This window comes from Streptomyces fodineus (genome assembly GCF_001735805.1).
Lineage (GTDB): Bacteria > Actinomycetota > Actinomycetes > Streptomycetales > Streptomycetaceae > Streptomyces > Streptomyces fodineus.
This window is the reverse complement of record NZ_CP017248.1, coordinates 213,246-225,043: the sequence shown is the minus strand read 5'-3', so window position 1 is coordinate 225,043 and position 11,798 is coordinate 213,246. Positions and strand designations below refer to the sequence as shown.

Here is an 11,798-nt window from a genome sequence, read left to right as displayed (position 1 = left end):
TTTCGCACCGCGTCTCCTGCCGCGCCCTGGGCGTGGGTCAGTCGTGGTTCTACAAACACCGCACCCGCCAGCCCACCCGGCGTGAGCTGCGCAGACAGCATCTGATGGAAGCGGTGAAGGAAGAGTTCGACGACTTTGGCGGCACCCACGGCTCGCCGAAGATCTGGATCAGGCTGGTGAGGCAGGGCTGGCGGGGCTCGGTGAACACGATCGCGAAGATCATGTCCGAGCCTGGTCGCGCGGAAGGTGTGCAGACGGCGGGGGCTGACCCGGCCGGGCAGACGGCCCGGCCGCCCCGGACTTCGTGCGCCGGGACTTCACCGCAGAGGCACCTGACATGGTCTGGTGGGGGGGGACGAGACGAAGATCGACGCCGGTGAGGGCAAGCTGTATCTGGCCAAGGTCATCGACCTGTTTTCCCGCCGCCTTCTGGGCTATGCGATGGGAGCTCGCCATGATGCCGAACTGGTCGTGGCCGCGCTGCACATGGCCGCGACGACCCGTGGCGGCGACGTGCGTGGAGTCATCTTCCACACAGACCGCGGCAGAGAGTACGCCTCACGCAAGTTCTGCCGGGCCTGCCGCCGGCTGGGCGCTTTCCAGTCGGTCAAGGCCGCCGACACCGTCGGCCGTGACTCCCGCGGCTACGACGCCGGCAAGAAAATCAACGGCCGCAAGCGGCACCTGGTCGTGGACACCAAGGGCCTGCCGCTCCGGCCGACATGACGGACCGCAGCACGGCCAAGAAAGTCCTCTTCCGGCTGCGGCTGATGCACCCCGAGATCACGATGGTCTGGGCCGACTCTGCCTATGCCGGACAGCTCGTGACCTGGGCGAAGGCGCACCTGAACCTGACGATCAAGACCGTCAGCCGCCCGAAGGACGCCGTCGGGTTCGTCCTTCTGCCCCGGCGCTGGGTCGTCGAACGCTCACACGCCCGGGTCATGCACGCCCGTCGGCACGCACGCGACTACGAACGGCTCATCCAGCACTCGGAATCGGTCATCACCTGGGCCGCGATCACTCTTATGACCAGGCGCATCACCCGCCGAAGCTCTCGCAGACGCGGACAGGCCTCCCACGAGGCTCAACGCGACTGATCGTCTCCGCACTGACGGGCAGCAGTCCCACCAAGAGGTGGGGACCGGAATACGCCGGGAACCTGCCGCGAAGGTCAGTAGCCGCTGGCCAGCAGCACGGACACGGATTCGTGAGCCATCGCCGCATTTCAGAAGCACTCCCGGGCTGTTCTGCCAGCGGCAGAACGCCCGCCCGACCGGACTCGACGGTCATTACAGTCCACTCCCATGGTGACGATTACCACGCGTACGATCCAGTACCCGGCCGACGGCCTCACGATGATCGGGCACCTCGCGCTCCCGGACGGAGTCGATCGCCGGCCCGCGGTGCTGCTCGGGCCAGAGGGCATGGGGCTCAGCGACGTCGAGCGCCGCCGGGCCGATGCTCTCGCCGAGCTGGGATACGTAGCGCTGGCCTTCGACCTTCACGGCGGGCGCTATTTGGGTGACCCCGAGGAGATGCTGGCCCGTTGCATGCCGCTGCTCGTCGACCCTGACCGGATGCGGGGCATCGGTCATGCGGCGCTCGACGTGTTGCGCGCCGAGCCGCGGACCGATCCCGACCGGATCGCCGCCGTCGGCTACGGCACCGGAGGCGCCATCGGGCTGGAGCTCGGGCGCGACGGCGTCGACCTGCGCGCGATCGGGACAGTCAACGCACTGACCACGGGCCGACCGGGCGAGGCGGCGCGCATTCGCTGCCCGGTGTGGGCCGGGGTCGGGTCGGAAGACCCGATCATGCCGCCCGCGCAACGCGACGCGTTCACCGCCGAGATGCAGGCCGCGGGCGTCGACTGGCGCCTCGTGGTCTACGGCGGAGCCCTGCACGCATTCCACCACCCACCGGTCGACCACACCGTGCGCCCCGGCGTCGGCTACCACCCCCAGCACGCGCAGCGAGCCTGGCACGACATCGTCGACCTGCTCGCCGAGTGCTTGCCTGTGACGGAGTGACCGGTCCCACACCACCAAGAGGTCACGGGTCCCTTAAACCGGCTTCATGTCGCACCACCACCACGGCTCCATCGGGTAATCCGCAACAGCGAGGCCGGCCGTCAGCCGTCGACCAACCGATCTCACCGCTCAAACCCTGCCGTTCGAATTCTGAGCAAGGACTCCCGCACGATCGGCCTGTTCCAACTGGAGTCATCCGGGCAGCAAGATCATTTGTCCGAGGCTGCAGCCGCGTGACGTCCAGGACGTGATCGCCGACATCAGCCTCTTTAGGCCCGGTCCGGTGGCCGGGGGCATGCCGAGCAGTACATCGCCGCCCGGCACGGCGCCGAGCCCGTCTAGCCGAACCCGGACCCCCTGTCACTGGTGGGGACCCCGCGCCTGCGGGGAGCAGTTCTGTGTGCCGAAGAGGCGGCCTTGTGCCGGGGACCACCCCCGCGTGCGCGGGGAGCACCCGGCAAGGCGGGGCCTGTTGACGTTCGGATGGGACCATCATCCCCGCACACGCGGGGAGCACGAGATGATCGCGGCCGCTCGGTTGAGGGCTTCGGGCCCATCCCCGCACGCGCGGGGAGCAGAGGTTCTCGTTTATCTGGAAGCTTTTCGTGACCTCCGGGAGCGGTGTCACAGGGTCGTTGTCACTTCCTTGAGGCGATCCGCGTCCGACCGCTTCTGCCGTTCACAGCTGCAGGTTCAGCTTGCTGACGGCCAGTTCGGAGCGGATCAGCTCAAGCAGCCGTCCCATCCAGTTGCGGCCCTCCTGTCCGTGTTGGCCCCAGAACGTCGAGCCCATCTCGGTGTAGATCAGTCGCGATGTTCGTGTGCTCGTCAGTGCTTCGGCAAGGTCGGTGTGCTGGTTGAACTTCGCGCGCAGCAGGTCTGTCATGATCGCCGTCCGGGCCTGGGGCCAGCCGTTGCGCAGGGTGGAGTTCTCGGCAAGCTTCTGCGCGGCATAAGGGGTGTCAGCGCGGAGGATGTCAGCCTGCCGATGCTCGTCGGCCACTGCCAGCGCCCAGTAGGCGTGGCTGACGGTCGGGTAGGTCAGAGCGCCGATGGTAATGGGCGCGGGGAACTCGTTGCGCAGCACCAGGATGCCTGGATCCTCCGGCCAGCCGCGCGGAAAGACCGTCTGGTTGATGAGGACGCTGGTCTCGACTGGTTCTGCCGGACCGTCCGCAGGCGCCTTGTCGGCGTAGCGCTGGCGCTGCTGCTCCCGGTCGGTGAAGTAACGCAGAGCTGCGGCATGCATGTCCTCGGTGACTACTTCGTCCTCACCGCGCCGTGTGATGCGATGGCCGGGTCCTGTCACCAGCACCCGCAGCGGCCAGTCCTTGGAGTCCTGGTCGCCGAGGGCGTAGATCCGCAGGTGTTCGGGGATGGCTTCGTAGGCTTCGCGAAGCGCCGCACGATTGTTCTCAGTCGGCTGGCTGCGGAAGGCGTCCAGGGCGGCCAGGCAGCGTGCAGTGGAGTCCGGTCGGCCGTTGAGCTGGTCGATGTCGTCGCGGATCTCGCCGAGCAGCATCTCGGGAGTCAGCCACATGTGTGGCTCGGCGAACTTCCACGATGCGAGGTGATGGGCCGATGCCTGGGCGCCGTCGGCCAACTCGGTGGCCACCCGGCCGGATGCAAGCTGGCGGGCGAACTCCTCCAGGGTCACAAGCCCCCAGCAGTCGACCATCCCGTCGGCGTAGATCAGCAGATCGGTGAGAAAGTACGTCGCCCCGTTGCGGAGGAAGACGTGCCGCCAGGTTCCCTCGATGCGCTCGCCATCCACGTTCCGCCATGTCCGCCGTCGTATCGCCACGGCCGACAGGGTAGCCGTTCCTGCCATCACATGATCTGCCTGGCGACGCTAGGCGGTTGGCTCGTTACGGTGTTCGACGAGGTCTTCCAGGAGGCTGGTGATCTGGTCGGCGACGCGCCGGTGGTGTTCGCGGTCCGGGCCGCGGGTCTCGGCGTCGGAGATCTCTGCGAGTGCTGGACGCCCCAGAGGGCCGCAATGCTTAGCTCCGCCCAGACCTGAACCGTGGCGGCGGACCGGCCGCGGCGGCTGACTGGGATAAGTAAGTCAAGCCTTACTTTCGTAGAAGTTTGGCTGCATAGTGGGGGGCCGAGTCGAGAGGAGTGCCGCTGTTGCCGCAGTTCAATAAGGGTGCCGCAGGACAGGTCGAGGTGGAGCAGGCCCACGTGGCCGCTATGTACCGGCTGCTCGATGAGCGATTGGCGCATGCACGGGCCCAACTGGCGGATGTGCTGAGGTCGTCGGCCGACAGCGCGGGCGAGGTGTACGAGCGCGATGTCGCCGCAGAGCGTCTGGTACGTCGGATTCGCGGGCTGGAGGGGGCCGAGGAGGGGTTGGTGTTCGGCCGGGTCGATGGCGCGGACGGAACCGTCCTGCACATCGGCCGGCTCGGCCTGCACGTGGGTGACCGGGACCTGCCACTGCTCGTCGACTGGCGAGCGGACGCGGCGCGGCCTTTCTACGAGGCGACGACCGTCCACCCCATGGGGCTGCGGCGCCGGCGTCATCTGCGGGTCGAGGGCCGTGCGGTACGTGCGGTGAGCGACGAGCTACTGGACGGATCGTCGGCCGCAGTCGGCGACGTCGTCGGCGACGGTCCGCTGGCGGAAGCGCTGGAGGCGCAGCGCACGGGGCGGATGCGTGCGGCGGTGGCGACATTGCAGGCGGAGCAGGACGCAATCGTCCGGTCCCCGCATCGGGGGGTGACGGTGGTGCAGGGCGGCCCCGGTACAGGCAAGACCGTGGTTGCGCTGCACCGGGCGGCGTACGTGCTGTACGCGTTCCCGGGAGCGGCCGCGCACGGTGTGCTGGTGCTCGGGCCGAACGCGCGGTTCCTCGACTACGTTTCCCAGGTGCTCCCCTCGCTGGGGGAGAACGATGTGCTCCTGGCGACGTGCGCGGAGCTGGCCGGGGTGGAGCCCGCAGCTGTGGAGTCGTTTGATGTCGCGCGCCTTAAGGGGAGTTCCGCGCTGGCCGAGGCGCTCGCGGACCTGGTGCACTCCCTGCAGGCACCTGCCGGCGGCATCGCGGTCCGGGTGGGGCAGCAGTGGGTCCGGCTGGAGAGCGTGGATGTCGCGGCGGCGGGGGAGGCCGCGGTGGCGAGCGGTCTGGCGCACAACCTGGCGCGGGAGGTGTTCAAGGAGCACCTGATCGGCGTGGTCACGGATGCCCTGGAGCGCGACGCCGTCGAGGCCCTCGAACATATAGGCGCCGAGATCGCCGAGAGCACGGGCCTGGATCTCGATGCCGCGGCCGAAGCCGATCTGCGGGCTCTCGGCTTCGACGACGCGCCGGCCGCGGATCCGGCTGAGGTGTTCGACGCGGACGCCGTCCGTGCGGACCTCTCGGGCGACGCCCACGTCGACCGTGCGGTGGAGTCCCTCTGGCCGCGGCTGAAGCCCGACGTGGTCGTACGAGCCCTGCTGGCAGACGCCCGCACGTTGGCCAGGCACCTGCCCTCGCTCGCCCGCGACGAACGGTCCCGGCTGGTGCGTTCGCCTGATGCCCCGTGGACGGATGCCGATGTACCGCTGCTGGATGAGGCGACGGCCCTGGTAGACGGGCTGCCGGAGCGGTCGTTCGGGCACGTCGTGGTCGATGAGGCCCAGGAACTGACCGCGATGCAGTGGCGGATGGTGATGCGCCGGTGTCCGGCCAGGTCGATGACGCTGGTGGGTGACTTCGCCCAGGCGGGCCCTGCGACGGCGGCGAGCGACTGGTCCCAGGCGCTGGGTCCGCATCTCGGCAACCGGTTCTCCCTGCACACGTTGACCGTCAGCTACCGCACGACCCAGGAGATCCTTGCGACCGCCCACGGCCTGCTGGCGCGGATCGCCCCCGGTCAGACGCCGAGCCGGTCGCTCCGCCACGGCGATCCTCCCCGCCACCTCACCGCCTGCCCGCACTCCGTCGCCACCACCGTGGCCGGGGAGCTTCGGGCGCAGGTGGCAGCGCACCCGGGCGACCTGCTCGCCGTGATCTGCGCGGACGACCGGGTCGAGGAGTTGGCGTCGGCTGATGTCGAGCGGTGGGCCCGCCTCGTGCCGGCTTCCGAAGCCCGCGGCCTGGAGTTCGACGCGATCGTCGTCGTCGCCCCGGAGGAGATCGCCGCAGCCCGCCCCGGCGGTGAGCGCGACCTGTATGTCGCCCTCACGCGTGCAACCAAGAGACTGTGCACGATCGCCGTACACACGGCGTCTCCGCACACCTCATGACGCCTGTGATGGACGCTCGGAGCGGGTACCTCGAGGGGCTGATATGGCGGGACATCCCAACGCCCCGCTGACGCCGGAGGGCGTCGTCGGTTATGTGAGCGCGTGGATGCCGGGCGTCCGGTCGCGCACGTCGCGGCGGAGGCCGGGATCTCCCGCCGTTGCCTGGCCAAGTGGTATGCCCGCCGGTGCGCGCACGGCGAAGCCGGGCTTGTGGACCATTCCTCCCGGCCTGCCACGAGCCCGGCCCGCACCGCGGAGGACGTCGCAGACCTGATCGAGGCGCTGTGGCGCCAGACCAAGCACGGGCGCGCCTGGCTCGCCGCCGACCTCAAGCGCCCGCACGGCATCACCCTGGCGCCGGCCACGTGCACCGCGGTCTCGTGAGGCGCGGTCTGAACCGACTGCGTGACCTGGACCCGCCGACCGGTGAGCAGTTGCGCGAGGTCATCCGCTACGAACACGACACACCCGGCGACATGATCCACGTCGATATCAAGAAGCTTGGCCGCATCCCGGCCGGCGGCGGCTGGCGCATGCACGGCCACGGTACTGACGCCGCGCGCGCCTCCAAGCGCGTCGGCCCCGGAACCGGGAAGGTCGGCTACACGTATATGCACTCCGCGCTCGACGACCACTCCCGGCTCGCTTACACCGAGGCCCTGGAAGACGGCGCCGAAGGGCACCTTCTCCACCGACCACATGAAGTTCGTCACCGGTGACTTCAACGGCGATGGTCTGTCGGACATGGCCGCGGTGCGCGGATACGCGGACGGTAGCGTCAAGCTGTTCACCTGGCTGAGCAACCCGGGCGGTGGTTTCGCGGACCCGGTCGCCTCCTGGAGCGCCGCTCCGGGGAACTGGACCTTCGACCGTATGACGGTGCGCGCGGGTGACTTCAACGGTGACGGCCGCGACGACGTGGCGCTCTGGTACGACTACGCCGACGGCCACGACACGCTGTTCACCCTCACCGCCACCCCGCAGGGCGGCTTCAACGTCCCCGTCGCCTCCTGGACCGCGGCGCCGGGCAGCTGGAACGCCTCACGGGTGAAGGTGGTCGCCGGTGACTTCAACGGTGAGGGCCGTGAAGATCTGGCCGCGCTTACGGGTACGCGGACGGGCATGTGACGTTGTGGAGCTTCCTGGCCAAGCCCGACAGCGGGTTCAACACCCCGGCGCAGGGCTGGACCAGCGTGAACTTCGGCAGCTGGGACCGCATCCACATGTACGCCGGGCACTTCACCGGTGGCAGCCGCGACGATGTCGCCATGTGGTATGACTACGCCGACGGGCACGACGGGATCCACACCTTCGTCTCCGCCAGCAAGGCCGACGGCACGTTCAACGCCCCGTACCAGTCCCGGAACACCGCAGCGGGCAACTACTGGTACGAGAACATGCAGGTCGTCCCCCGTGACTACAACGGTGAAGGCCGAGATGACCTCGGCGCCATGTACTACTACAGCGGCGGCCGGGCGAAGATGCTCACCTGGCTGGCCAACGCGAACGGAAAGTTCAACGACGCGGTGGGTGGCTGGGAGCGGGGTGGGCGCCAGCAGGACTGAATTCGGTCAGCAGCGAGTTGGTCTCGCTGCTTCCCGTGGGGGAGCAGAGACCAATCCCGACGCCCACCTGCCCGACCTCGCCGGGGCTCTGGGCAGGCTCTCCCTCAGGCTGGGTGTTCTGGGGCGGCGGGAAGAAGTCCTAAGGGCGTGCAGATCTTTAACTCGTCGTTTTGACCTTGATCTGGGTGGAGTCGGGAGCGAGGAACGTCGCGACGTCGGCTGGTGCGCGGAGGCGGGCGGTAGAAGCGTTGATGTGGTGGCCGTGTGCTTCCAAGAGCGGGCGGACCTCCTGTTTCGCGCGGCTGATGGTCATGGCGGTGACGCCGAAAAGTTGGCCGAGGAGGTCCATGGTCGCGAGTTTGCGCAGGTGGAGCACGGTGGCCAGGATCCGGTCGGCTGGGGTGAGTTTGGCTTTGGCACCTGTGCCAGGGGCCACCAGGCGCTCGTGACCGCGACGTGTGCGGAGCACTTGCTCGCGTTGAACCTCTAGCGCTGGAGTCAGCGCGTCGATGAGCTCGCTGAGCTGCTGACGGGTCATCCCGGTCAGTTCCGGGTCCTGCAGCGAACGCCGCGTGAGGCGAGGCGGTCTGCCCGCCGGGGCCTGGTCCGACGTGCTGTCGGTCGTGGCCGCGTCCATCGGATGCTGGGGGCGGAGGGTGTAGTTCCAGTCGCCGTGGAAGCGGTGGCGGGTGATCGGCAGTGAGGCGATCTCGTCGTCGCTGACCTGGATGCCGGTGGGGTACGGGTTGGTGTCGAGTTCCGCGTGCACGGTCAGACCGGTCTTGGTGGTGGTCGCCGCGATACTCTCGACGATTACTTCCTGGCTGGTCAGGGGCCTGCCGCGCCAGTTCATGGTGATGTGGGAGAACAGCCGGTGCTCGATCCGGTTCCACTTCGAAGTCCCGGGAGGCAGGTGGCAGACGGTGATCGTGAGGCCGGACTCAGCGGCGAACCGGGCGAGTTCGGTCTTCCACATGCGGGTGCGATACCCGTTGGAGCCGCCGGCATCGGCGGTGATCAGCAGCCGGCCGGCCGTCGGGTACGTGGCCCGCCCGGCTCCGTTCCACCAACGGCGGATCGACTCGACGGCGAACGCGGCGGTGTCATGGTCGGTGCCGACGTTGACCCAACCCGTGTTCGCGGCGACGTCGTAGATGCCGTAGGGCACCGCCCTGCCCAGCACGCGGTCGGGGAAGTCGTGGGTGTCGACCCGCACCGGCTCGCCTCTCGGCTCCCATTCACGGCCGTTGTTCTTGAACGGGCCGACCAGCTCCTTCTTCTTCGTGTCCACACTGATCACCGGAGCACCGCCGTCCTGGTGGTCGCGGGCCTGCTCGTTGAGGTAGTGGAACTGTGCGTCCCGGTCGGGGTGCTGCTTGCCTTCCAGCGTCTTGGCATTGCTCTGCAGGCTGAAGCCCTCCTCGCGTAGCAGGTCGCCCACCGTGTCCGCGGAGATCCTGTGGCCCTGCCGGGTCAGCTGCTCGGCCAGCTTGCGAGTGGATTTGGTGGTCCAGCGCAGCGGCGACATGGGATCTCCGCGGACGTCGGGCTCGACCAGCGTGAGGAGTGCCTCCCGAACGGCTGGGTTCAGGTCGACGACGCGTTTGCGGCCGGCGCCAGGCCGACGGACGCGGCCCAACGGAGCCTCCCCGGAGCCGAGTTCCCGCACTCCGGCAGACACGGTGGCCTCACGAACACCGGCGGCACGAGCGACCGCCTTGATCCCGCCGTGACCGAGGGACTGGGCCTCCGCCCCTATCAGCAGGCGACGCTGCCGCTCGTCGAGGTGCGGCAGAATCGCCTCGAACTTGGCTGCCAGCGTGGTCCGTTGCCTATCCAACCCGCTCATGCCAGACCAACGAACCACCAAGCAGAAAGCCACGAGTTAAAGATCTGCACGTCCTAAGAGCTCGTAACAGGATCTCGTTGAAGTGCCTTGGTCGGACGTGACCGTTGTGACGATCCGAGGTTCGACAGGGCGTGACGATTCGGCCGTGGCTCGTGGACGACGACTTGGGCGTTGGTCGAGACGCTGCTGCCACCGTGGCCTGAGCGGTCACCGGGGGCCGAAACCGGTGGCAGACCGACTGTGTCTGCAGCGCATCCTGTATGTCCTGCACCAGGACATCGCCTGGCAGCTGCTGCCCTTGAAGCTGGGGTTCGGCTCCGGACAGACCTGCTGGCGTCGGCTGGGCCGATGGCAGCAGGCCGGACTCTTCCAGCAGCTGCACCGCATTTTGCTGGCGAACCTGAAAAAGCGTCGTGGAGTTCAAGACGCCTCTCCCAACGCACGGCAAGGCGTTTGTGCGCCTTCGGGAGATCACCGGCAGGATCCGGCGATGTCGTAGCGCACCGCGTACCGCCATCGAGTCGTAAGCCTTGTCGCCCACGACGGCCCCAGGGCGCTCACGCGGATGGCTACCAGCGGGATGCCGTCGACCAGGGCGAGGATCTGGGTGACGACGTTGACGTTCGCGGCGGTCGTGATGACATGGAGCGGGATGTCCTTGCCGTCACAGATCAGGTGGTGTTTGCTGCCCGTCTTCCGCCGGTCCACCGGCGACGGACCGATCGCCGTTCCCCTCTTCTTCGCGCGTACGTGCGAGCCGTCCACACGGGCGCGCGACCAATCCAGCTCGCCGGCCGCGTATCTCACTGGCCTGCAGCCTCATCTGCTGGAGGTGCCTCAAGAAGGCTGCATCGTGATGCATAGGTGGGGCCGGAAAGGCTGCGGGCCAGGGCTATGCCGAGGCAAGGAAGTCGCGGACAGCGTCCGCGAAGCCGACCGGGTCGTTGGCGTACAGGAAGTGGTCCGTCTCCAGTTCGACGAGACGGGTGTCGGGCCGCCGAGCGGCCATCTGCGCTGCCTGTTCCGCCGGCAGCACACCGCCTTTGGTGCCGCGTATCAGCAGCGCTGGGCAGGCGGATCCGGTCCAGTCTGCCCAGTGGTCGCCGTGGACCTGGTCCTCGGATTCGTAGATGTCCTTGGGGTGGAAGTGCAGGCCCCAAGTTCCGTCTGGCCGCTCGCGAACGGCGGATTCGAAGAAGGGGGCGAACTGGTCCAGCTGCGCCACGAACGCCTCCCGGCTGGGGCAGGTGCCCTCCGGAAGGTTCAGCACGAATGCCAGCGGGTTGCTGCCGTCCAGGCCGAGTTCGGCACAACCCTCGCCATTGACCAGCGCGGTCACGCGCTCGGGGTGGCGGGCGGCGAACTGGTAGGCGTTGATCGCGCCGAGCGAGTGGCCGAGGAGGGCGGCGCGTTCCAGTCCCAGGTGGTCCATGAGGGCTTGCAGGTCGGCGAGGTAGCCCTCCCGGCTGTAGTCGGCCGCCCGGTCGGAGTGGCCATGGCCGCGCTGATCGGGCGCTATGACCCGCCAGTCCGGGGCGAGGCGGGCGGCGAGATCGGCGAACGACACGCCCTCGGACATGTGTCCGTGCAGGGCGAGCAGCGGGCGGTCGGGTCCGCCGAAGTCCACGTAGGACAAGGTGCGGCCGTCGATAGTGAGCGCGGAACGCTTGGCGTTGTCGGTGTTCATGGGTTCACCATAGACGACATCTATACGCTCGTACAAGACGCATGTGTAAGACGACTGTATGGATCTCGTGCCGTGCAGTCGACCCATCGGACTGATCGCCGGCATGCGTGAACGGCTCCCAGGTTCGCGCGAAACGTCGGTGCCGCGACGACCTGTCACCGCTCAATCGGCGGCGAAGGGCAACAAGCGTGTCCTGATCTGCGATGGTGCCGGACAGCCCCAGTGGCCTCGCGTCAGGGCGTCTTGAATACCAAGGGCCTGGACGGGCTCCGCCACGTCGTCGAGTAGACCATCAGCCTGCTTCGCGAGTTCAAGCGTCTGGCCGTCTGCTGAGAGAAGCGCTTCGAACTCCGCGAAGTCTCGCTCCCGTTGAGGTGCAACCTCATCTGCTGGAGGTGCCTCAAAAAGGCCGGATCGTGATCCTTACG

Annotated in this window: 11 protein-coding genes and 3 pseudogenes; 10 read left to right on the top strand and 4 right to left on the bottom strand. The window is 68.1% G+C overall.

The genetic code is table 11. The annotated features are described in order from the left end of the window. Nucleotides 1-104 precede the first annotated feature (104 nt). From BFF78_RS49940 to BFF78_RS00910, 4 genes and pseudogenes are all read left to right on the top strand, one after another. A complete protein-coding gene (locus tag BFF78_RS49940) occupies nt 105-380 on the top strand; it encodes an IS3 family transposase (RefSeq protein WP_107440848.1) in 276 nt (91 codons plus the stop codon). Then, nucleotides 346-552: pseudogene (locus tag BFF78_RS48985) on the top strand (DDE-type integrase/transposase/recombinase); the annotation flags it as partial. The gene BFF78_RS49940 and the pseudogene BFF78_RS48985, both read left to right, overlap by 35 nt. Before the next feature lie 48 nt (nt 553-600). Continuing rightward, nucleotides 601-1,049, top strand: a pseudogene (locus BFF78_RS48980) (transposase); the annotation flags it as partial. A gap of 258 nt (nt 1,050-1,307) precedes the next feature. Beyond that, the gene (locus BFF78_RS00910) at nt 1,308-2,033 is read left to right on the top strand and encodes a dienelactone hydrolase family protein (RefSeq protein ID WP_069776492.1); all 726 of its coding nucleotides are present in this window, start codon (nt 1,308-1,310) and stop codon (nt 2,031-2,033) included. 679 nt (nt 2,034-2,712) lie between these two features. Here BFF78_RS00910 and BFF78_RS00905 read toward each other — a convergent pair. Further along, nucleotides 2,713-3,837: an NADAR family protein gene (locus BFF78_RS00905; protein ID WP_099054801.1), complete on the bottom strand. Its 1,125-nt coding sequence runs from the start codon at nt 3,835-3,837 to the stop codon at nt 2,713-2,715. Between the two features lie 392 nt (nt 3,838-4,229). On the opposite strand from BFF78_RS00905, the gene BFF78_RS00895 reads away from it, so the two are divergent. From BFF78_RS00895 to BFF78_RS00875, 5 genes and pseudogenes are all read left to right on the top strand, one after another. Continuing rightward, nucleotides 4,230-6,269, top strand: a complete 2,040-nt coding sequence (locus BFF78_RS00895) for a HelD family protein (RefSeq protein ID WP_165289395.1) — start codon at nt 4,230-4,232, stop codon at nt 6,267-6,269. Between the two features lie 93 nt (nt 6,270-6,362). After that, a pseudogene (locus BFF78_RS00890) lies at nt 6,363-6,653 on the top strand (helix-turn-helix domain-containing protein); the annotation flags it as partial. Next, entirely contained in the window at nt 6,650-6,988 is a 339-nt protein-coding gene (locus BFF78_RS00885) for a hypothetical protein (protein WP_069776488.1), read from the top strand. The pseudogene BFF78_RS00890 and the gene BFF78_RS00885, both read left to right, overlap by 4 nt. Continuing rightward, nucleotides 6,969-7,397 (top strand): FG-GAP repeat domain-containing protein, encoded by a 429-nt coding sequence (locus BFF78_RS00880; protein ID WP_069776487.1) that lies wholly within the window; start codon nt 6,969-6,971, stop codon nt 7,395-7,397. The genes BFF78_RS00885 and BFF78_RS00880 overlap by 20 nt, the downstream gene beginning before the upstream one ends. Further along, nucleotides 7,394-7,834, top strand: coding sequence for a hypothetical protein (locus BFF78_RS00875; RefSeq protein WP_069776486.1), 441 nt, complete (start codon nt 7,394-7,396; stop codon nt 7,832-7,834). The genes BFF78_RS00880 and BFF78_RS00875 overlap by 4 nt, the downstream gene beginning before the upstream one ends. A gap of 157 nt (nt 7,835-7,991) precedes the next feature. Here BFF78_RS00875 and BFF78_RS00870 read toward each other — a convergent pair whose 3' ends face one another. Then, nucleotides 7,992-9,683: an ISAzo13 family transposase gene (locus BFF78_RS00870; RefSeq protein ID WP_069776485.1), complete on the bottom strand. Its 1,692-nt coding sequence runs from the start codon at nt 9,681-9,683 to the stop codon at nt 7,992-7,994. Nucleotides 9,684-9,765: 82 nt separating this feature from the next. Here BFF78_RS00870 and BFF78_RS49935 point away from each other — a divergent pair, with 82 nt between their 5' ends. Then, nucleotides 9,766-10,182, top strand: a complete 417-nt coding sequence (locus tag BFF78_RS49935) for a transposase (RefSeq protein WP_099054800.1) — start codon at nt 9,766-9,768, stop codon at nt 10,180-10,182. Here the strand turns inward: BFF78_RS49935 and BFF78_RS00865 are convergent. Both BFF78_RS00865 and BFF78_RS00860 read right to left on the bottom strand, forming a co-directional pair. Continuing rightward, nucleotides 10,155-10,490: a transposase gene (locus BFF78_RS00865; protein WP_079161075.1), complete on the bottom strand. Its 336-nt coding sequence runs from the start codon at nt 10,488-10,490 to the stop codon at nt 10,155-10,157. The genes BFF78_RS49935 and BFF78_RS00865 overlap by 28 nt on opposite strands. Nucleotides 10,491-10,575: 85 nt before the next feature. Then, a complete protein-coding gene (locus BFF78_RS00860) occupies nt 10,576-11,370 on the bottom strand; it encodes an alpha/beta fold hydrolase (RefSeq protein ID WP_069776484.1) in 795 nt (264 codons plus the stop codon). Between the last annotated feature and the right edge of the window lie 428 nt (nt 11,371-11,798).